Here is a 22653-nt window from a genome sequence, read left to right on the forward strand (position 1 = left end):
TAGATTCTAATGATGGAATATCAGAAGCATCTTTAGTTTCTTTTGCAAGTTTATTAAGGCTAGCAGTTTTTGAACTTAAATCATCTTTAATAGCTTTAACTCTATCTTGTTCTTCTTGTAGCTTTTGACTTATAGCTTCTAAAACTTTTTTAGCTTCTTTTACTTCTAATTCTAATTTTAGTTTTAGGTCATCTAATTTAGCTTTAGTTAGTTTTTTATCTAATTCGACAGCTTTAGCTAATACTTCATCTAACTTAGCTTTAGCTAGAGTTAGTTCACTTAAAGAATTAGCTTTATTAGCTAATTGAATTTTTTCTTTGATTTCTTTAATTAAGGCTTCGACTTCTGTAGCTAATTGTTGCGCTTCTAGTTCTTTAGCTTGTTTTTTGCCATCTAATTTATTTTTTTGCGCTTCTAATTTAGCTAAAGATTCATCAATAGATTTTTTAATGTCAGCCAAGTTAAGTTCATTTGCACGTTTTGAATTTTCTTTTCCAGGCGCAGCTAGACTTTCAATTTCTTCAAGAGCTTTTTTAAGCTCATCTAAAGAATCGGCAGCATCTGTTTCTGTAATTAAAGTGTCCACTTGTTGTTTAAATCTATCAGCAAACTCTTTTAGAGCTTCTTTTTCTTGTTCAAGTGTTTGAGCTTTAAGTTTATCTTCTAGTTTTTTAATAGTTTCATTTGCTTTATCAATAGCTTGCTTTAGTTCATTAGCTTCACTAAAAGCACCAAAATCTTTTAATTTTGGTTCTAATTTTTGTGATATATCTACTAATGATTTAAGTTCTTTAATTAGACTTTCAAATTCTGCTTTGGTGTTAGCTTTAGAAGCTTTATCAACTGCCTTATTAATTTTTTCAATTAAAGTTTTGGCTTCTTTTTTGATTTTTTCTAGATCTTTAATTTTATCTTTTTGCTTTTCTTTAGCAGCTGCTAAAGCATCTTTAGCTTCTTTAACAATTCCTTTAAGTAAATCTTTATCTTTTTGAAGTTCAACTTTTTTAGTATCACTTTTTAAAGTTTTGATACTTTTATCTAAAATCAGATCTAGCTCTTCACCAATTGCAATGTGTTTTTCTAGTTTTTTAATTTGATCTTCTAAATCTTCTAAACTTAAATTCTTATTGACGTTAGTAATACCAGTTTTTAGAGCCTTAACCAACTTTTGGATATAATCTCTAAGTTTCTTGTATTGTTCATCAACATTAGCATCTCAAGTACTAGCTTCGCCATGTTCATGATCTTTAATGTCAACAATAACATCTGGTTTGTCTTTATTATAGATGCTTGGTTTGGATTTTTTGCCATACTTAGCATATATAATACCAGCTACAGCTGCCGAAACAACTAACACACTGGCTGTTGCTCCTACAATAATAGCTGTTTTCTTTTTCTTAATTGAGTTATTCATAAAACCTCTTTTTATTTGTATTTAAAATAATGCCTAATTATACCTAATTTCATATATATATATATATATATATTGGTGTTTTTAGAGGTTTTTTAATGATTTTGGGGCACTTTTGGGGATGTTTTGATAAAAAACTTACACTTTTGTAAAAAAAAGTAAATATATGAAAAATAAAAAAGTCCACTTTAATGAATAAAAATCCATATATTTACATTAATTTCATTAAATTTAATTTAAGTTTAAAAATACGCAAAAAAAGTTAAAATAATAAAGTATGAAAAAGCTAGAAAAAATTACATTGCAAAAAGACAATTTTGCCAAATGGTATACCGATGTTATTCAAAATGGCGACCTTATGTCATATGGTTCTTCTAAAGGTTCAATAATTTTTAAACCTTTATCTTTTGGTATATGAGATAACATAAGATTACAACTAGATAAACGTTTTAAAAAACTTGGTGTTCAAAATGTTAATTTACCACTATTAATTCCTGAAGAATTATTAAATAGAGAAAAAAGTCATGTCAAAGGATTTAATCCTGAACTGGCAACAGTGACCGAAGTTGGTGGAAAAAAACTAAATGAGAAGTTTTTTATAAGACCTACTAGTGAAGTGTTGTTTGGAGACTTTTTTAAAAATGAAATTGAATCATATAATGATTTACCATTAATATATAATCAATGAGTTAATGTTCTACGTTGAGAAAAAACAACTAATCCTTTTTTGAGAACTAGAGAATTTTTATGACAGGAAGGTCATACAATTCATGCAACAGATAAAGAAGCTCAAGATTTAACTAAACAAATGCTTGAAACATATGTTAATTTTGTAGAAGAATATTTAGCAATTCCGGTTATTAAAGGACAAAAAACGGAACATGAAAAATTCGCTGGTGCTGAATATACACTCACAATTGAAGCAATGATGAAAGATGGTAAGGCTTTACAATCTGGAACAAGTCATTATTTAGGTCAAAATTTTACAAAAGCATTTGATATTACTTTTAAAAACAAAGAAAATAAATTAGTAAATGCTTATGGCACATCTTGAGGAGTTTCAACTAGACTTTTAGGTGCACTAATAATGACACATGGTGATGATAGGGGAATTATAATACCTCCAAAAATTGCTCCATGTCAGGTAGATATAATTGAACTTTTTGCTTCAAAAAGCAAAAATGTTCATATTCAAGCTTTAAAAATTAAAGAAGAATTAATTAAGCAAAATATTGAACTAAAAATTGATGATTCAGATAAAGGACCAGGTTTTAAAGCTGCTAATTCTGAAATTCATGGAACACCATTGAGAATTGAAATTGGACCCAGAGACTTAGAAAAAAACCAAGTTTTAGCAGTAAGAAGAGATACATTAGAAAAAATATATATCCCAATAAATGAAATTACCTCAGAAGTTACAAAATTATTAGATGATATTCAAAATAACTTGTTAAATCAAGCAAGAAAAAGATTAATGTCCAATATTTATGAAGTTGATAATTATGAAGATTTTAAGAAAAATATTGCAGAAGGACATTGAGTAATAACTAAGTTTGATGGAAATGGTGATGATGAAGTTAAAATAAAAGAAGAAACCGGAGCTTCTAGCCGTTGTATACCTATAGATTTAGATTTTAAATTAGAGGCTAATAAATGCTTTTATACAAAGCGCAATACAGATAGAATTGTAATTTTTGCTAAAGCATATTAATAAAAATTAAGGAGAAAAAATATGTATAAAAAAATAACAAATAAAGAATTAAATAACCAACATTTAGAAGGAAAAGCAATTTTAGCTTTCAGAGCAGTATGATGTCCTCCATGTCAAATGATAGGTCCAGAATTAGAAAGATTAGCTAGCGAACACAAAGATATTAATGTTTTTGATTTAGATGTAGACCAAAACACAGAATTTGCTAGAGAAATGAATGTCCAAAGTATTCCAACATTATTTTACTATGTTGATGGTAAGGTGGTAGATTCAACTATGGGCTACTTGCCAATGGATGAAATATTAACTAAATTTAAGTAGATTTTTATGATAGATTTTATTCCTAAAGCCTATTTTAGCGACCTCGATGGAACACTTTTAGATCTTCCTAAAAAACCAGAAAAAATAAGTAAAGAAAATTTGGAAATAGCACTAAGGATGAACGATGAAGGTAAACCCTTTATTCTTGCAACAGGGCGTTATCCTTCAGAATTTGTTTTGGACTTAGCCAAAAAAATAAATTCTAAATATGTAATTTGTCAAAATGGTGGATTAATTGTTGATAACAATGGAAATGTTTTAATTAAACATGAAATTAAAAAAGATGAAGTAATGTCGATAATTGAAATATTAAAGCAAAAGAAACTATTTTTTATTTTTAATAGTGGGGACACTATTTATGGTACAGCTGCAAAATTAAGATTTTTTAGACCATGAGTAAAGCATTTGGTTCAAAAAACTTATTCAGAAATTCCACAAATAACTAATTCAACCAAAATTATTACTTTTGGTACTTCAAAAAGAGGAATTAGAAAGTTAGTTAATCAGCTAGAAGAAAAATTTAAAACTATTTCATTGCATATTGTTTCTAGAGGATATGCCATTGAAATAAATAGTATTAATGCCACCAAAGGTAAAGCAATTGATTATGTATCTAGATTGTTAGACATAGATCCAAAACAAACTGTTCACTTTGGAGATTCGGGCAATGATACCTCAGTAATACCATATGTAGGTGCTTTTGTAGCTATGAAAAATTCTTTAAAGAATATTAAAATTCAATCCAAATGAGTTGCTGGTTCATATAAAAAATATGGAGTTGCTAAGGCAATCAAATTAATTGAAAAAATTTAGAAAAATATTCGCATCAGTTTATAAGCTGATGCGAGTTTTTATTCATTTATTTTATTTAAAACTTCGTTAATATTTTTAATATCTTTTTGAATAAAACCGGAAGAATTGAAATGACCCCCGCCGCCAAAATAAGAGGCAATTTTAGAAACATCAAATGTTGATTTCGAACGTATCTCACATCTATAATCATCTTGTTTTCTTTTTAAATAAGCAAGGGAAACTTCAGTATTAACTAAATCAACAAATTTAGCTACTAATGGTCTAACAATATCATTTGAAACTATATCTTCGACAATAATATAAGAGACAATTCCTTTTGTATTGATATTTTTTAAAGAATTAAATATTATGTTATTCTCTTCAGTGTTTAGTTGCATGTTTTTAATTAAAGAAGCATAATTTAAGCCATTTTTTAATAAAAACGCCATATTTTCAAAAGTTTTAAAATCAATGTTTCTTTCTTTAAAATATTCTGTATCAGTTATTATAGCTACTGCTAAACCTTCTAAAACTTTAGAATTAGTTTTAAGATTAAGTTCTTTTATCATATCAACTATTAATTGTCCAGTAGCTGGTCAATAATCTCCGCCGATTTCAAACAACCATTTTCCTTCAAATGGATGGTGGTCAATTTTTAAAGCTTCTTGTGTTTTTACTCTTGAATCAAAAATTCTAGATTTTGTAGAAGTATCTACAACTATTTTTAAGGAATTATTGAAAAAACTATCTTCTACTAAATCGATTTTATCTTCTATTAAAAATAATAAATTACGAGGATAATCTCCACCAGAAATTTTAACTTCTTTATTATCGGCATTTAATTCAATTAAATGTTTTAGTGCTATTGCTGAACCTAATGTATCACCATCTGGTTCTACATGAGTACAAAGAGTTATTTTATTATGGCTATTGATGTATTCTCAAAATTTTACAAATTTATCTTTTAAGTTCATTTATATTGCTACTGACTTTCTTTCGAAGTAATTATCAATTGCCATTCTTGCTGATTTAGATGCCTCTTTGTGTTTGATAATAAGATTTTTGGTATTTACTAAATTAGATTTAGTTAGTTTATATATCTTCCAATAAATTTCATTTATTTCTTTGCTAATTTGACGAACTAAATCTTTATACATTTGCAAATAAGTTTTTTTATTATTTTTTAAAGATTGATAAATCTCATCTGTTGGAATTTGTTTGTTTTGTTCAAAGTAATTTAAAAGAAATAGCTTGTGGTAATTATGTTTGGCTAAAATGTATTTAGCATTTCTAACTTCATAGGTAAAGTCTTCATTAATAATTTGACTTACAGCTAATGCTTTAGTAAACATTCTTCTTTTAATAATCTTCTTAAATCAAACATCTTGACTAAAGAAGTAACCAGTCATTAATTTTGAACGAATAATATTTGATATTTGTTCAATAATTAATAAAACCACAATACTAAAAATTAAATATGAAGATAATAAATTTCAATTATTTGGATCATTTGAGAATGTGTTAATTTGGAATCCAAAATCACTAGCTCCTACTGCTCCAATAACAACTGTACTTTTAAAGTTAATTTCAACACGATACATGAAGTTTGAAAGTGCTTGTGGCATGATTGATTTAAGTACGATAAATTTAACTTTTTGAAATCATGTAGCACCAAGAGAATCAAGTGATTGAAATACTTTATTAGGAATTTTTTCAGTTGATTCCATTATTAATTTACCTAACATTCCAATTGAATGAATCCCTAGAGCTAAAACTCCAGCAAATAATTTAGAATCCTTAGATAAGATTATAAATAATAGGGCAAACGTAAATGCTGGAATTGCTCGTATTACAATAATCACTAATTTAAATATATATGAAAAATATTTGGTTATATTTTTAGCAGCCAATATACCAATAAAGAAAGCAAATATTAAACCTATTAATGAAGAAGCAAAAGCCACCATTAAAGCTTCAAAACCTAGAGGAAATACACCTGTTTTAGAGCCTTTTCAAGCGCCTTGGAATAAACTTCACTCAGGTTTAAATAATTTTGGAAAACCTTGCTTAAATTGTGATATTTTTACAGAGTTTCCTACCTCTCATTCAATTTGTGTTAAAGAAGCAATAACTAAACTTACTACAAAAATAATAATGAATATTTTAAATATATACATTTTTGATTTTTGTGCTTTAAGTTGCTTTAGTTGTTCTTTATATGGCAATTTGTCATCAATTTTAGGGTGTTTTTGTGAATATTCTAAAATATATTTTTTAATTAAGAAATTAAGTGTTTCGATAAGAATCATTAAAGCAATTAATGTTCACAGTGCTATGGACATGTGAGAAAAATTGGCTTCAGTTGCATATTGGTCACTTAGTAATTGACCTATTGTCGAAATTCCAACAATTGATAAAATTGCAGCAAATCTAACTACCATTTCAAATGAATAAAATCCATAAGAAACAATTCTTTTTATTAAATATGGATAAATAGCATTTTTAAAAGCTAATGTTTTTGTATTTCCAATAGCTTGCGCACCTTGATAAGCACTAGTGTCATATGTATCGAGATCCTCATATAATCATTTAGTCATTATTGAGCATACAAATATCGAAATTGATATAGTTGCAGCAATACCTTTTGAAAATAAGAAAAAGAATATAAAAGCAAAAACAATTGGAGGTATAGCTCTAATTATTGACATTATTGCTCTGAAAGGATAATATACAAATTTATTCTTAATAAAATTCTTAGAACTTAAAAGTGCTAGAGGTACCGAAAAAAGAATACCAAGAATTGTGCCCAGTACGGAATAGGAAATTGTCGTTCAGAGATATTCTAAACTTCGAATAAAAGTTTCTTGAGGAGTAAAAGTAGATGCTCCTATAGAAATGGTTTTATTTAAATCAAAAAAGTGTGCTATTTGTTTTCAGAATTTCGTTCAATTTTGAAAATCAGGTCTAGTAAAAATTATTACACCAATAATAAGTGCAAAAATTACAATAGAACCAATAATCTTATCTCATGGAAACTTTTTAGTAACTTTTTGATTATCAATATCAGTAAATTTTGGATTGAAATAATTAATAAAAGATTCAAAATTAATTTTATTTTTTAGATTTTTTTCGCTTTTGGTTTGAGCTTTCTTCACTTTTTGATTGTTCATTTAATTCTTTCATTTTTTGAATTTTTTCAATTATTTCATTTTGAATTATTTGTCTTTTACGACGGTTTTCTTTGAATTGTTCTTCATCGAATTGTTCTAGTTTTTCACCATAAATTTCTTTAAGTTTATCTAGGTCAACTTTATCTCAAGTATCATTAAAAATGATACGACCTTTTTTAACGCCAACAATTCTATCGGCATATTGCAAGGCTAAGTCTACGTGGTGTAAGTTAGCAACGATAGTAATTTTTTCCATTTGATTAGCTAATAAAAAACCATCCATAACGCTTTTAGCCATAATAGGGTCCAAAGCACCAACTGGCTCATCAGCTAAAATAATTTTAGGTTTTTGAGCTAGAGTTCTAGCTAGCGCAACACGTTGCATTTGCCCACCACTTAGATCCTTGGCTAAATCATAAGCATTTTCTAAAATGTTTACTTTGGCAAGTGATTGGTATGCCAAATCAATATCACTTTTACTATAGATGCCAAAAAGAGCTCTGAATTTATTCATTTGTGGAAGTCGAGCAGAAAGTACATTTTGCAAAACTGTTATATTTTCAACTAAATTATAGTTTTGAAAAATCATTCCAACTTTTGTTCTAAATTTTCTTAACTCAGCGCCTTTTAAATTATTAACTTCATATGGTCCTACTTTCAGTGTGCCTGAAGTAATGCCGCTTATCTTATTAACTGTTTTAATTAATGTTGTTTTACCAGCTCCAGATAGTCCAATTATCGCAACAAACTCCCCTTGTTTAATAGAAAGATTGACTTCCGTCAATCCTTTTGTTCCATTTGGATAAACTTTTGAAGCGTTTTGTCAGACTATGTCTCAATCTTTGTTTAAATCAATTTTGTCTAAAGTTTTGGATTTCATTTTTATAACCAAAATTTAGTTAATTATTTAAGGAAACTCTTAAAGCCCTTAAAGTGTTTTTTAAATCATTGTTCTGGGTAGGTAAATGAAGCAGCCGATGTTGTTGATGTATATCCATATATAATATGTTTTGCTACATCATTTCATTCTAATTTTCAATCTGAACCTTGTTCTTTTAAAGCTTTGGTTACAATTTTGTAGATCTCAGAATCCTTACGAGCATAAATATATGAACGATAGAAACCAACTTTTGGTAAATCTACATTTTTGGTTTTTGCTTCTTGGGCAATTGCATCAATAACATCTTTAAGTTCTTTTGGATATCCTTCTGCTATTTTACTTGGGTTTTTTGTACCGTCTTTATTAATATATAATGAATTATTATTAAAAATTTTGTATTGATTCATAGCTTCAACTAATAATTTTTCATCAGTGAATTTTGGAGATGAAGGATTAGCAATTGAACTATATGGGTCAATTATTTGTACATCACGACCTGCCTGTAAAATAAACATTGAATCTCCTGATTCTCTTGCTCATGTATCAACAGGTAAGAAAGCAACGTCAGTTGAAGATGCTTTCAAGGCTGCTGCAGCAGCATTATAAGACGTTGAAACTGAAATGTCAATATTACTTAATTTTTTTGTATCTTTAAAATATTTTGAAAGTTTTTCAGTAGCGTTTTGTACTAATGTAGCATCTGAAGAAGGTATGAATAACACTTTTAATGTTTTTGAATCTTTTACTTGTGTGTGAGTTTTGGTGGTTGCATCATATTGAATGTATTCACTAGCACCAGTTGGTTTAGTTTTATAAGCTTTCTTTTTATTACCATTAATATCAAATGCAATTTCAGCATTTTCATCAACAACACTATATGCATCGTGATTATAAATTTTAAAAATACTTTGAATTTTTCCTTTTGAATCTTTATATGTTAATTCTCCTGGTTCTGTTGCTTTAGCATCTGTTAAATCCTTGGCTTCTTTGGCGGCTTTAGCAACTGTTTCTGAAAATAGTGCTTGTAAAGCTGAAATATCACCTTTTTTAAGGTCATGTCTTACTTGAATACCGTCATTTGAAATATATTGTGTAGCTCCGATAACTACTAGGTCATCAGCTTTATCTTTAGCGTAAAATCTAGCATCTGATCATGCTCCTGCTACTGTGATGGTTTTATTAGCCAATTTTAGCATTTGGTCTGCATATCCAGCAGTTTTTTGTGTTTCAATTGAAACTGTTCCACATTTAGCTGCAATTAGTCCTAATGGAATAGGCGCAATAGCTGCTGTTAGAATAGTCGGGATTAAAAATCTATTTTTATTTGATAACTTCATATTTTTTATTTCTTTCTCCTATATAAATTTAATCTTTGTTTTTATAGCAAAAATTATATATTGGGAATAAAAAAAAGCCAAAATTGTTACTTAATTGAAACAATTTGGCAAATGAAATTTTCGTTTTCATTTTTGGCTAAATTATTATACACAAAAAAACAGCATTTTGTTTTCATTTTTATAAGCAATAAGCAACTTTATAATTAATAAACAACAAGTTTCTTTTCATAAACTTTATTCTTCTTTTTTGGTATAATTTCGTGTTTTATAATTATGTTTCTAATCTGAATTTATTCATTTAGATTGAAGAAAATTAATTTTATTAAAATGCTAAAATTTTTTATTTTTTTTAAATAAATGCCCGTTTTTGTACCCTTTTTATTAAAAAACTGTTCTAAATTGTCTAAAAAAATAAAATAAAATATTATTTTCATTAAAATTTACGTAATTAAAAAAATAAAACTTTTTTAAAAAAATATTTTGAAATTAAGGAGAAAAAATGAAATCCAGTGCGGATGTAAGCAAGACTAGAATCTTTAATGATTACAATCCTTTTTTTCTTGGTCGAAAAAATAACTTGACCGTTAGAATTTATAAATGAATTTTACTATCATTGTTGGTAGTTGGTTTATTGATGGTTCTAATGTTTATCCAGGAAACCTTTTTTGCTAGAAAAATGTTCAGTGATTGAACTGTTTTAGATTTCTTAAGATTTGATAGTGCGGAAAACAAACAACGAAATGTGTTGATTTTGCTGCGCTTTGGCATATTAACTTTTGTATTTATATATGCAATTTGAAGGAACTATGTAAATATATACTTTCAAAAGGAAGCAATTAAAAAGTATTGACCATGATTTACTAGCTACCTAGTAATGTCAATTACTGCTTTCATACTATTATTTACCTTTTATAGTTCTGAACCAAGTAGAATTGCATATTTATTTTTCATTTTAATACCATTATTTGTACTAAATTTAGCTTATTCTATTTTTAACTACAAATTGAAGAAAAAAACAGATCCAAATTCACATAACAACAAAATTTCACTAATTGTTGGTTTAGTATCACAGTTTTTATTAATTGCAGTTGTAATTATTGGAATTTTAATGTGAGTTTGAAGTGCAAATTCAAAAACTGCAACCAATGAGATGTTATTTGTTAACAATGCATTTCATAACTTTATAAGACAATTAGTAAATGGAGAACAATCAGGTTCGATGTTTATTATATTTGCCTTTGTATTGTTTGTTTTATCAATTGTTATTGGTTCAAACTCAAATACAATTTCATTCTTGGCATTTAAGCAAAATAAACAAGAATACTTTAAAAGCTCAATCTTATTTACAATTACAATCTTTGTAGCTACTATTGCTTGAACAATAAGAATACTAACTATCAAAATAGATAACACTTCAGTTTTAGGTAAAAGTTTAAATAACTACTATTACTTATTTGAAATTCTATTTGCAGCAATTATAGTTACTTTATATATGCTATTCCAATTTTTAAATCGTCTAAAATCTAATAGTCATATTATTAACACTGTAAATCTAACTTTTGCGCAAGCAATATTATGAGGTTCTTTATTATTAGTGACAACTATGAGTAAGAATAATGATTTTGTTAATTTAATAAATCTATTCTTTGTATCGGTATCATCATTTGTAATTATTGCTTCATATTTCTTTAAAACTTTAAACTACAACTTAGTACTTTCGAGTTTTCTAAAGTTTGGCATTATTGTTATTGTTTTAGCAATTGTAGTTTTCAATATAAACCACATTATGCTAGCAAACAATAATAAGACTTTCCAAATTATAAATTCAAGTTTAGAATTTACACAGTTCTTTACATTAATAGCTTCAGCAGTATGAATTCTATTTCTATTAGGTTCAACAATTTGACTATTGCTAGTTGCTAATAAAATTACATTCTTTAAAAATAAGGTTAAAAAGAACATGAGATTTTCTGAAATTGAAGAGGGGGTGATCATAGATGAAAAAGAATAAAAAAATAAGTCAAGAATTATTTGATGTTTATGCAGAATATAAGGAAGCTAAAACAAAAGAAAATTTAACAACATATAACCAATTAGTTACTTCAGCATTATTTAAAAACAATTTAGGTTTCCAAAGTGAACTATATTTAAGATTTTTAGATTTATTAAATGAAGCAATGAATAAAAAATATGACATCGTTTTTGAAAAATTTGTTGTGACTTTCAATTTAAATCTTAAGTTTAGTCAAACTGTTATGGTACCTATGATTTCAAATGTTGAATCATCAAATACTGAAGCAGTTAATTTTAAAGACTCAACTAAAAGTGATACATATAATCAATTCTTATTAGATTTAAATGAAGAAATTGCTAAAGCATTAAACGCTGGACACTATGTTGAAATAATTCCTGAAATATTAATTTACATTTCGCCTAATACAAATGAAATTAAACTTTTATTTAGCGAAAATATTGTTGTTCCATTAACAGAGACTAAATAAAAGCGAGGTATTTTATGTATTTAAAAACTTTAGAAAAAAAACTATCTAACCTTAAACATATTAGAATGAAAGTTAATAATGACCGAAGTGTGCTTTTGATTTCAATTATGAAAATGACAAAGCAATTACGTTTCTATATTAATGATGCAGTGTTAAACAAGAAACTTATTACTTCTTTAAATCAAAAATATGATTTAAATGATTCTGTTATTGGATCGGAACTTAAATTTTTAGACGGAAACATCCACACTAAAAAACGTAAAGTAAAACCTTTTAATAAAGAAAGACAAATCTGGATTTATTTAACTGAAGAACAAAAATATTCAACAGACTCATATTCTAGATATGAAGAAAAAATTCTAGAAATGACAAACAAAATTAAAGTGGACTTTATTACTATCGGTGAACAAGCCGCAGAATTCTGTAAGAAAAATAAATTTAATATTTTGTTCGGATTTAAAAACGAAGATGCAAATTTAAAATTTGCTTCTAAACTAGTTCAAGTTATTAGAGCTTTATATGTAGAATCTAATTACACAAAAGTATTTTTTGTAATTAATACTAATAAGAGTTACAACGAACCATTTCAAATTCTTCCAATTCAACAATTTAATTTAACAAGATTAGCAAATATTGATGAATCTAAAAACGTGGTAGATTTAACTAAGTTTAAGATTTATCCTAACATTGAAGAATTTATCGATGCTCAAATTAACATATTTTTAGAAAACTCAATTCACTCATTAATAATTGAATCTTCGTTTTATAATGCTAAAACAGGTTTAGTAATAGCAAATAAATCAATCAACAAATTAGATGACTCAATTACAAAGCTAAAGAAAAAATTAAGATTAATAAAACAAGAAAATCAAATTGAAGAAATTGTTATGTTAACAAGAAAAATGTCAACAGATTTAGATGATATAGGAGACAGTGATGAGCAAATATAGTGAAAAAAGCTTCGATATTCAAATTAACTTTTTAGCTGATAAACCATTTATTTTAAAAAAGGGCTTAATTTACATTAATTTGAATAGCGAAAACTTATGAGAATTAATTGATAATGAATCAATAGCTAGTTATCCTAACACTATTATTAAAATTGTTGATTTGGTTAATGACGAAACTTGATTTATGTTTTTAACCAACGCAAGTATTTTTGTTGATGAAGATAAAATTGAAATTAATACATTTTCAAAATTCAATCGTTATGTAACTATGGATGTTAAAAAACCAAAATCTGCTGAAATTCTTAAAGCTGTTACTAAAGAAATTGAATATTTTGGTGCAAAACAAAACTTTGGACTGGACTTTAATCAATTTGCTTGATTAAATAAACTAAAAAAAGAACAATATGCACAAAAAATGATTGTTTTACTTAAATTACAAAAAGCAGAAAGGGAGTGAAGATAATGTCTAAAAAACTAAAATTATTTTTATCACTTTCAAGTGCTTCAGTTATTATTGCGCCAACAATTTCATTAGTTAGTGCTAAACCAAAAGAAGTTGACCCAAAATTTGACACTTACTTAGCTAAAGCTAAAGAAGAAACAAAGAAAGCGGTTGAGAAAGCTGTAGAAAATGCGATTAAATTTTTAGAAACCAAACTTGAAGAAGCTAAAAAAGCTTTAGCGACACTTGACCCAAGTAATGCTAGTGAAGTTCAAGCCAGATATTTCTATTTTGAAAAAATTACAAACTTCTATAAAACTAATAAAAATGACATTATAACTAATCCTTCAAAATATGGGGTTCACACCGAATTGCCATTTGTAATTTCACAAGATAAAGATTTACAAGTTATTAAACTGACTTATAAAGGTAGAGTGTATGAAAACGTTAAGATCGGTGTAAGTAGACTTGCTGCTTATGAAGCCGAACTTAAAAAACATGATGATAAAGTCCAAATCGAAAAAATTAAAGTAATTAAAAACACTTTAACAGAAGCAGAATTTAATCTTTCATTAAAAAAATATACCGATAGTTTAGTTGAAAATTTTAATAATATGATTTATCAACAGGCTGATGTACCTAAGTATGAATGAAAAATTTCACTTAAATGAAATCCTGCAACTCAAAAAATTGAAACCGAAATTAAAGCTGAATGAAAATTACCTGAAGGTTTCACTACTTGAGAAGATCATTTCAAAAAAACATTAACTCCAAGATTTAATGAATTTGATATAACACACAGTAAAGAAACAGAATTTGTTCAAGAGGAAGATGAAGATCCTGAAAAACCAGAACATATTCCTTTAGTTCCTGGCGATAAACCAAAACCTATTGAAAGAGATGATATTGACGCATTGCCACCATTGGCTCCATTAGTAAGATCAGCGAACTTAAAACTTAGTGTAGCTGAATTAATTGCACAATTTAATAAATTAAAATCAGAAGGTAAATTGGCAGATGCAAATAAATTATTTATATTTAATAACCCTGTTAATACTCGATACATATATGAAATTGAGGAATTAAAAGACAGTTCCGGAGCACTAAGTGCTAAAATCAAAATTTCTGATAGTGTTAAAACTAAGAAAAAAAGATTTTATAACACAATTGTAGAACTAAATTCAGCGGATGATTATGCAAAAGATAGACTGATTTTAGAAAACCAAATCGAAGAAATTCAAAGAGTATTTAAAAAGTTCTTTGTTTCATTAGATTTAGATGAAAAAATTGATTATGACCATTTAGGTAATGACAACCTTCAAGAAACAGTATTTACAATGGTTGAAATTGCTGGTAAATTAATTAATTCTGACAAAGAAGGTGTAGATTTTAGAAACACTTGACAATTAGATCGTAAAAATCTAAGAGCAGAATTGAATAGTGCTTCAACTGACAGTGTTATTCAAAAGGCAAAAGATAACATAAAAGATTTATTTATATTAAGCTTGCTTAACTCTGTTGTAAATCTAAATTACAAAGTGGGTGACAAAAAAGTTGAAGAATCACACCGTTACTGAGATTCAGTTACTAAAGCTTATGAAAAAGTTTTAGACCAATTCAAAGATTCAATATTTAAAAATAGAGCGATTATTGAAAATAATTTCAAATCAAATAAACTTAAATCAAGAACACTAGAAAACTTATTTGAAAAAGTTAAAAGAGATTTACTAAAACTTAGAGGTGAATCAGTTGAAAAAAACCCAATTAGTGTAGATGCTTGATATAACAGATATTTAAGTTTAGTTAAAGAAATCAAACACGAATTTAATGTGTTAAGAGATCTTGCAACAATTAAAAAAGCTGATGATACAGACAAAAAAGAAAACAAAAAATTTCTTGATGCAAACGCTGCAGCTAACAAAGTAATTAAAGATAGTAATTTTGCTCAAAGTAACTTAAGAAAAATATTAGGTTCAGTATTAATGGCTATAGGAGCACTAAGTACCTTAATCTCATTAATATCAATGCTAGCAAAATTAAAAACAAATAAAAAACGTAAAGTATTAATAATTTATATAGTAATTTTAGCTATATCGCTTGCTCTATTAGCATCAGGTATAACATTATTTGTTTTAGGAATTAATTAATGAAAGGAAGAAAAATGCCTAAAGAAAAAGAAAAGAAAATTATTTCTGAAGAAGTTGTTCAAACTACAACAACAAGAAAATATGCAATTGGTGCTAAAAAACCAATTACTACAGTTAAGAAAGAAGTTATTAAGCCTGCCTTATATGTGAAATTAAAGGGTATTGGTTCAGAAGAAGAAACTAAAGAAAAGAAAACCAAAACCACTAAAGCAACTAAGGCTGCTAAAGTGATTAAGGCTAAAAAAACAGAAACCAGGGCTACAAAATCAACTGTTGCTGAAAAAACTGTTAAGACAAAAAGAACAACCAAATCTTCAAACCCTCAAGTAGTATCTATTTTTGATTACATTGTTAAAGTTGAAGGAGATTTTGCTTATGAACAAAAACAAATGTTTGTTTTAGCTAAGGATCCTCAAGTTAAATTCTTATTAATTAGTGCTACTAAAGACTCAGCTTTCTTATTATCTAATGCCAGAAGCTCAAAAATTGGTGATGAAGTTGTTTTAGTTAAATCAAAAACAGATGTTCGCACATCTTCACAATACTACGGAAAAATTATTAACATCTATGGTGATATTGTTTTACCACAAAGAATGGAAGTTAATTTATCTGAAGACTTACCTTCAAGTCCAATATTTAAGACTGCTAGCCATTTAATGTCTGTTAAAACATTAAACGAACAACTTTATACAGGTATCACAATTGTTGACTTATTAATCCCAGTTGGAAAAGGTCAACGTGAATTAATCATTGGTGATAGACAAACTGGTAAAACTCACATTGCACTTAATTCAATAATTAATGCAAGTAAAAACGGTATTAAATCTGTTTATGTTGCTATTGGACAAAAAAGAGAATCAGTATCAAGAGTTTACAAAGTTCTAGAAGAACATGGAGCACTAAAAAATACTATTATTTTATATGCACCAGGTACAAACGTTTACGAACAATACTTGTCACCATATATTGGTATGGCACATGCCGAAAATATATCTAAAGATGAAGACGTTTTAATAATATTTGATGACTTAACAAAACACGCAAACATATTTAGAGAAATTGCTTTATTAACAAACAAACCTGTTGGTAAAGAAGCTATGCCTGGAAATATGTTCTTTGCTCACTCATCATTACTTGAAAGAGCGGGTTCATTCGAACATCACAAAACTATTACTGCATTACCAATTGTTCAAACAATTGACGGAGATATTACAAGTTTAATTTCTTCAAATACAATTTCAATTACTGACGGTCAAATTGTTACAAGTTCTGAACTATTTTCAGCTGGTAATTTACCTGCTATTGATATTGATTTATCAGTTTCAAGAACTGGTTCAATGGTTCAAAGTAGAACAATGACAAAAGTTGCTGCAGATATTGGTAAAACATACCGTAAATATAAACAGCACTTAAAATTAGCAATGTTAGACTATGACTTTAATGAAGAAACTACACAATTGCTATACAAAGGTAAGATGATTGATAAAATGTTCTTACAAAGAGGTTTTTCTCTTTATTCACAAAGATTTTTATTATTAATGTCAAAACTAATTTCATGAAATATTTTAAGTGGAATTAAGGACGAACAAAAAGCATTGGAATTTTTAAATGTTCTAATTGATACTAATGAAGAAGCGCATAAAGCATTTGAAACTATTAGAGATACAGCAGATTATGATGACAACATTATGCGTGGATATTTTGCATATGCACTTCAACAATATTCAAATTATGTTAATTTAGGATGAGTAATTAAACTTGATCACAAATATGTTAATTTTGAAGATTCTTATTTAGAAGAATTAGCAAAAACTTTAGGAGATAAATAATGACTGGAACAATTAGTAAATTTTGAGCAGATATTGTTGAAATAGAATTCAAAAAAGGTAACTTACCAAAAGTTGACCAACTATTAACCTTACATAATGGCACAAGCTTCTTATTAGTAAAAAGAATTATTGATAGCACTACTGTTAGAGCTATTGTAATTAACACAAGTAAAGACATTAATATTGATGATGAAGTAAAAAGTACAGAACAAAGTTTTATGGTTCCTGTAGGACGTAGTTCAAAAAATAATATTTATAACTTCTGAGGTGAACCTCAATTACCTGTTAGAGGGGCAAATATTAAAAAAGTTGAGATGAACTCAACAATTAATACAACAAAATTCTTAGATGACAAATTAGAAATTGTTGAAACAGGTATTAAGGCTATTGACTTCTTTATTCCTATTATTAAAGGATACAAACTAGGTATCTTTGGAGGTGCTGGAGTTGGTAAAACTGTTTTAATGAAAGAAATCATTTTTAACGTTAATCGTAAAAATGAAAAAACATCAAATATTTTCATTGGTTCAGGTGAACGTTCACGTGAAGCTATTGAATTATTTAATGAGCTAAAAGATTCAGATTTAATGAAAAACTCAGTAATGTATATTTCAAAAATGAACGAATCTCCAGGTGCTCGTATGTCTATAGTTCCAATTGGTGTAACTGCAGCTGAATACTTAAGAGACACTGAAAGAGAAGACGTTTTATTATTCATTGATAACATGTACCGTTTTGTACAAGCTGAAAACGAAGTTAGTGCTTCATTAGGTAAAAGACCTTCTATTGGTGGTTACCAATCAACTCTAGAAAGCGACGTTGCCAAAGTTGAAGACCGTATGTTTAAAAACGAAAATGGTTCAATTACTTCTTTCCAAACAATATTCTTACCTATGGATGACTTGAGTGATCCATCAGCTGTAGCAATATTCAACCACTTAGATGGAAACCTAGTTCTTTCAAGAGCACAAACAGCTAAAAACTTATTCCCTGCTTTTGATCCACTTGCTAGTTCATCTAACTCTGTTGACGAAAACATAATCGGTAAAAGACATTTCAATGCCATAATTGAAGCTAAAAAAGTTTTAAATGCATACAAAAACTTAGAAGATGTTATTTTAATTCTTGGTTTTGATGAATTGGATGCTGACAGTAAAATCACTGTTAAAAAAGCATTACAACTTGAAAACTTCTTTACTCAAAACTTCTTTATGACTGAACAATTTACAAAAGCTCCAGGTTCATATGTTCCTTTAGAAGAAACAGTTGAAAGTGTTATAAGAATTTTAGAAGGTAAATATATTAAACAAAGTCCTGATATATTCTCATATGTTGGTTCAAACCTAGACATCCCTACAGATGAAGAATTAGGCTTATAATTTAATCACGAAAGATGCAAAACAAACTATGCATCTTTTTATTTATGCTTAGGTGCTCTAAAGCCTTATTTTTAGCGTTTTAGGTGTATAATTTATGTATTATTTAAACTAAGAAATTAATAAAAAAATTAATTTTACAATGGAGAAAATATGAAAGCAAAAATAGCTATTAATGGTTTTGGAAGAATAGGTCGTCTTATTTTTAGACAAATATGAGATGACAAAAATATTGAAATTGTTGGAATAAACGATTTAACGGATGCTAAAACATTAGCACACTTACTAAAATATGACACAGCTCATGGTGTTTTTGCACCTAAAGTTACAAGTAAAGATAATGCAATATTAGTTGATGGAAAAGAGTTTCCTATATTTAGTGAAAAAGATCCATCTAATTTACCTTGACAATCTTTAGAAGTTGATGTGGTTGTTGAAGGAACTGGTAGATTTTTAACAACAGAATTAGCAGGTCTACATATTAAAGCAGGAGCTAAAAAAGTTTTAATTACCGCACCTTCAAAAAGTCCTGAAGTTAAAACAATTGTATATTCAGTTAATGAAAACATTTTAACAAAAGATGATGTAATTGTCTCAGGAGCTTCATGTACAACAAACTGTCTAGCACCTGTTTTAAATGTAATGGAAAACAAATTTGGAATTGTTAAAGGATATATGACTACAATTCATGCTTACACAGCAGATCAAAGATTACAAGATGCACCGCACTCTGATTTAAGAAGAGCAAGAGCAGCAGCTTCAAATATGATACCTACTACAACGGGTGCTGCTAAATCAATTGGTAAAGTAATTCCAAGTCTAAATGGTAAACTTAATGGTATAGCTCTAAGAGTACCTACAATTACAGGTTCAATTATTGATTTAACAATTGAACTAAAAAAAGATACTACAGCACAAGAAATTAACAAAGCAATAAAAGATAATGCTTCAGAGTCTTTAGTATATACAGATGAACCAATTGTTTCAAGTGATATAATCGGTTCTAGCGCTGGTTCAATTTTTGATTCATTACTAACACAAGTTTTAGAAGTAGATGGCAAAAAATTATATAAACTATATGCTTGATATGATAACGAAGCATCATTTGTACATCAATATATAAGAACCTTAAAACACTTAGTTAATTTGAAATAATTAAGATCTAAAAAATACTCGCAAGCACGAGTATTTTTTTGTCTATTATTTTCTAAAAATTTCATTAAATATTTCTTCATAATATTTAACAGGTACAAAAGTAACCTCTTTTTTAACTTCTTCAGGAACATCAATTAGGTTCTTTTTATTTTCAAATGGAATAAAAATCTTTTTAATTCCATATTGACAAGCTGCTAATGATTTTTCTTTTAAACCACCGATAGGCAACACTTTACCTCTTAGTGTAATCTCTCCCGTCATACCAATATTAGCTGGGACTTTTTTATTTGAAAGTGCACTTATAATAGAAGTAGTAAATGTTACACCTGCTGAAGGACCATCCTTTGGAATCGCACCTGCAGGAACGTGAATATGAATTGCATTATTTTCAAAATCAAAATCAATTCCAAACTTAGTGGCATTAGCTCTTACATAAGCTAATGCAATTTGAGCAGATTCTTTCATAACATCTTTAAGATGCCCTGTAAGCTTTAAACCTTCTTTTCCCGGGAATTTAGTTACTTCAATTGCTAATGTTGAACCACCAAAACTAGTATATGCTAAACCATTAACTACACCAACTTGGTCCTTATTTTCATTTTCATCATCTTCAAATTTAATTGGACCTAAAAATTCAATTGCAATTTCCTTGGTAACTTCAAAACTATTTTTAACTTCCTTGTCAAGAATTTTAACAACAATTTTACGAGCAATATTATCAAGAATTCTTTTTAATTCACGCACTCCACTTTCTCTTGTGTATGAACGAATTATAAATTCTAAAACACTGTCTGATAATTTGATTTGCTCTGGTTTTAAGGCATTTTGTGATATAACTTTTGGCATTAAATGGCTTTTAGCTATTTCTAATTTTTCACGTGTTGTATATGTTGATAATTCTAGTAATTCCACACGATCTATTAAAGGGGCAGGAATTGAATCATAACTATTGGCTGTAGCTATAAATAGAACCTTAGATAAATCATATTCTAAATCTAAATAATGATCTTGGAAATTAGCATTTTGTTCTGGATCTAAAACTTCAAGCATTGCGCTAGTTGGATCTCCTCTAAAATCCGAAGACATTTTATCTATTTCATCCAACAAGATAACAGGGTTAGATACACCTGCTTTTTTAATAGCTGAAATAATTTTTCCTGGCATAGCACCAACATAAGTTCTTCTATGTCCCCTTATTTCACTTTCATCTTTTACACCACCTAAAGAAACTTTAATAAATTTTCTTTTTAGAGCTTCAGCAATTGATTTAGCCAGTGTGGTTTTACCAGTACCTGGAGGACCTATTAATGTTAAAATAGGAATATTATTAACAGGATTGTTAAATGTGTCGCCAGTTTTATTTACAAAAAGTTTATTGTCAATAAAGTGCTCATCATCGCCCTTAATAGGACTATATTCATTTTCAGGGTTTTGAGCTTTAGTATGTGTTAAAACTGAAATAAATTCTAAAATTCTTTCTTTTGGTTTTTCTAGACCGAAGTGATGTTTATCTAGTATTTCTCTTACGTAATTGATGTCTATAAGTTCCTTGCTCACTTTTCTTCAAGGTAATTTTAAAATCAATTCAATAAAGGTTTTAGAAACATTAGCTTCTGGACTTGAAGCCATCATGCCCGCTAATCTTGCTTGTTCTACTCTAAGTGCTTCTAAAACATATTTAGGATATCTCTTGCTTTGTTCAGGGTCATTTTCTAAAGCATCAGCATTTTCACCCTTTTCATCACTTAGCATACTTCTTAGATGCTTCATTTTCTCTCTTAGTAAGAAATCTCTTTGAGAATTTTCCATTTCCTCATTTAGTTTCTTATTAAGTTCCATATCAACTTGGTTAGATGTTATTCTTAGTGACATTATTTTGGCTAGACCATTAATAATTTCTTCACCAGATAATGGAAATAAACTTAGTAGTTCTTCTTTAGTATAAAGCTTTCTATTTTTTTGAATGACATCTCAAATATGAATATCTGCCATTTGTGCAAAATCTTCATTATTATAATCTTCAAAAATATATCCAAGTTGTTCAAAGTTTTTAAAATTAATTTCGGTAGGCTTTTCTGGCATTATAATACCAAAGCCCTTGCCTTTAGCACTTTCTTTGTGTTCGATTGTCTTAAGTTTTAAAAGGTCTAATGATTTTTTGAAACTTTCGATATTAAATTCTTTTTGTTTCTTAACCGGTTCATATTCTAAATATAAATAAGGATTATTGTCGCTAAATTCTTCTTTTTCATTTTTAAGAACTAATTTCTTAATTTTAATTGGTTCTTTGGTGTCAAATGTAAGCTTATAAACACCTGATTCTGAAGATGTTTTTTGTATTACAGCAATTACCCCATATTCTTCCAATTGTGAAGAATCATTTATTGTATCATCATTAAAGTGTTTTTCTTTAATGAATGTAAAAGCAATTTTTCTTTTATTAGAAGTTGCTGCCATTGCAACTTCCATAGCCATAATTGAATTAGGTTTACCAACTCTGATATTATCAAAGTCATGTGGTAAAACAATTTGTTTTTTTATTGGTATAAATGGTAATTTCATTTTATCTCTTTTCTATGTTTGAATTTTATTGCAAATTTATTATTAAATCTTTCATTTTAGGAAAAAAAT

17 protein-coding genes are annotated in these 22653 nt (G+C 27.8%); 11 read left to right on the plus strand and 6 right to left on the minus strand.

Annotation, left to right across the window (positions count from 1 at the left end; translation table 4 throughout):
* The coding region (locus OF364_RS01590) for a hypothetical protein (RefSeq protein ID WP_263774019.1) at window positions 1-1414 on the minus strand (1414 nt) is incomplete at its 3' end.
* Between the two features lie 274 nt (window positions 1415-1688).
* On the opposite strand from OF364_RS01590, the gene proS reads away from it, so the two are divergent.
* The 3 genes from proS to OF364_RS01605 are packed head-to-tail and all read left to right on the plus strand — an operon-like array spanning window position 1689 to window position 4256.
* Complete coding sequence (gene proS / locus OF364_RS01595; protein WP_263774020.1) at window positions 1689-3122, plus strand: proline--tRNA ligase; 1434 nt, start codon at window positions 1689-1691, stop codon at window positions 3120-3122.
* Between the two features lie 21 nt (window positions 3123-3143).
* Complete coding sequence (locus OF364_RS01600; RefSeq protein WP_205851448.1) at window positions 3144-3443, plus strand: thioredoxin family protein; 300 nt, start codon at window positions 3144-3146, stop codon at window positions 3441-3443.
* Between the two features lie 6 nt (window positions 3444-3449).
* Window positions 3450-4256, plus strand: coding sequence for an HAD family hydrolase (locus OF364_RS01605; RefSeq protein WP_205851447.1), 807 nt, complete (start codon window positions 3450-3452; stop codon window positions 4254-4256).
* Between the two features lie 38 nt (window positions 4257-4294).
* Here the strand turns inward: OF364_RS01605 and OF364_RS01610 are convergent, their stop codons facing one another.
* The 4 genes from OF364_RS01610 to OF364_RS01625 are packed head-to-tail and all read right to left on the minus strand — an operon-like array spanning window position 4295 to window position 9622.
* The gene (locus OF364_RS01610; protein WP_263774021.1) at window positions 4295-5209 is read right to left on the minus strand and encodes a DHH family phosphoesterase; all 915 of its coding nucleotides are present in this window, start codon (window positions 5207-5209) and stop codon (window positions 4295-4297) included.
* On the minus strand, window positions 5210-7405 hold the full coding sequence (locus OF364_RS01615; protein WP_263774022.1) for a PhnE/PtxC family ABC transporter permease: 2196 nt from the start codon (window positions 7403-7405) through the stop codon (window positions 5210-5212).
* On the minus strand, window positions 7347-8285 hold the full coding sequence (phnC, locus tag OF364_RS01620; protein ID WP_263752657.1) for a phosphonate ABC transporter ATP-binding protein: 939 nt from the start codon (window positions 8283-8285) through the stop codon (window positions 7347-7349). Before phnC ends, OF364_RS01615 begins: the two co-directional genes overlap by 59 nt.
* 23 nt (window positions 8286-8308) lie before the next feature.
* Window positions 8309-9622, minus strand: coding sequence for a type 2 periplasmic-binding domain-containing protein (locus OF364_RS01625; RefSeq protein ID WP_263774023.1), 1314 nt, complete (start codon window positions 9620-9622; stop codon window positions 8309-8311).
* Window positions 9623-10121: 499 nt separating this feature from the next.
* Here OF364_RS01625 and OF364_RS01630 point away from each other — a divergent pair, with 499 nt between their 5' ends.
* The 8 genes from OF364_RS01630 (at window position 10122) to gap (ending at window position 20022) form a co-directional block, all read left to right on the plus strand.
* Entirely contained in the window at window positions 10122-11633 is a 1512-nt protein-coding gene (locus OF364_RS01630; RefSeq protein ID WP_263752660.1) for an MSC_0624 family F1-like ATPase-associated membrane protein, read from the plus strand.
* The gene (locus OF364_RS01635) at window positions 11620-12123 is read left to right on the plus strand and encodes a DUF2714 domain-containing protein (protein WP_205851441.1); all 504 of its coding nucleotides are present in this window, start codon (window positions 11620-11622) and stop codon (window positions 12121-12123) included. Before OF364_RS01630 ends, OF364_RS01635 begins: the two co-directional genes overlap by 14 nt.
* Before the next feature lie 14 nt (window positions 12124-12137).
* Window positions 12138-13073, plus strand: coding sequence for an MSC_0622 family F1-like ATPase gamma subunit (locus tag OF364_RS01640; RefSeq protein WP_205851440.1), 936 nt, complete (start codon window positions 12138-12140; stop codon window positions 13071-13073).
* Window positions 13060-13536: an MSC_0621 family F1-like ATPase epsilon subunit gene (locus OF364_RS01645; RefSeq protein ID WP_205851439.1), complete on the plus strand. Its 477-nt coding sequence runs from the start codon at window positions 13060-13062 to the stop codon at window positions 13534-13536. Before OF364_RS01640 ends, OF364_RS01645 begins: the two co-directional genes overlap by 14 nt.
* Window positions 13536-15662 (plus strand): MSC_0620 family F1-like ATPase-associated subunit, encoded by a 2127-nt coding sequence (locus tag OF364_RS01650; protein WP_263774024.1) that lies wholly within the window; start codon window positions 13536-13538, stop codon window positions 15660-15662. Before OF364_RS01645 ends, OF364_RS01650 begins: the two co-directional genes overlap by 1 nt.
* Entirely contained in the window at window positions 15662-17491 is a 1830-nt protein-coding gene (locus OF364_RS01655; RefSeq protein ID WP_263774025.1) for an MSC_0619 family F1-like ATPase alpha subunit, read from the plus strand. The genes OF364_RS01650 and OF364_RS01655 overlap by 1 nt, the downstream gene beginning before the upstream one ends.
* Window positions 17491-18870 (plus strand): MSC_0618 family F1-like ATPase beta subunit, encoded by a 1380-nt coding sequence (locus OF364_RS01660; protein WP_263752667.1) that lies wholly within the window; start codon window positions 17491-17493, stop codon window positions 18868-18870. Before OF364_RS01655 ends, OF364_RS01660 begins: the two co-directional genes overlap by 1 nt.
* A gap of 150 nt (window positions 18871-19020) precedes the next feature.
* Window positions 19021-20022: a type I glyceraldehyde-3-phosphate dehydrogenase gene (gene gap, locus OF364_RS01665; RefSeq protein WP_205851436.1), complete on the plus strand. Its 1002-nt coding sequence runs from the start codon at window positions 19021-19023 to the stop codon at window positions 20020-20022.
* Between the two features lie 45 nt (window positions 20023-20067).
* Here the strand turns inward: gap and lon are convergent, their stop codons facing one another.
* Window positions 20068-22584 (minus strand): endopeptidase La, encoded by a 2517-nt coding sequence (lon, locus tag OF364_RS01670; RefSeq protein WP_263774026.1) that lies wholly within the window; start codon window positions 22582-22584, stop codon window positions 20068-20070.
* Between the last annotated feature and the right edge of the window lie 69 nt (window positions 22585-22653).

The organism is Mycoplasma enhydrae (assembly GCF_025779955.1).
In the GTDB taxonomy this organism is placed as follows: domain Bacteria; phylum Bacillota_I; class Bacilli_A; order Mycoplasmatales; family Metamycoplasmataceae; genus Metamycoplasma; species Metamycoplasma enhydrae.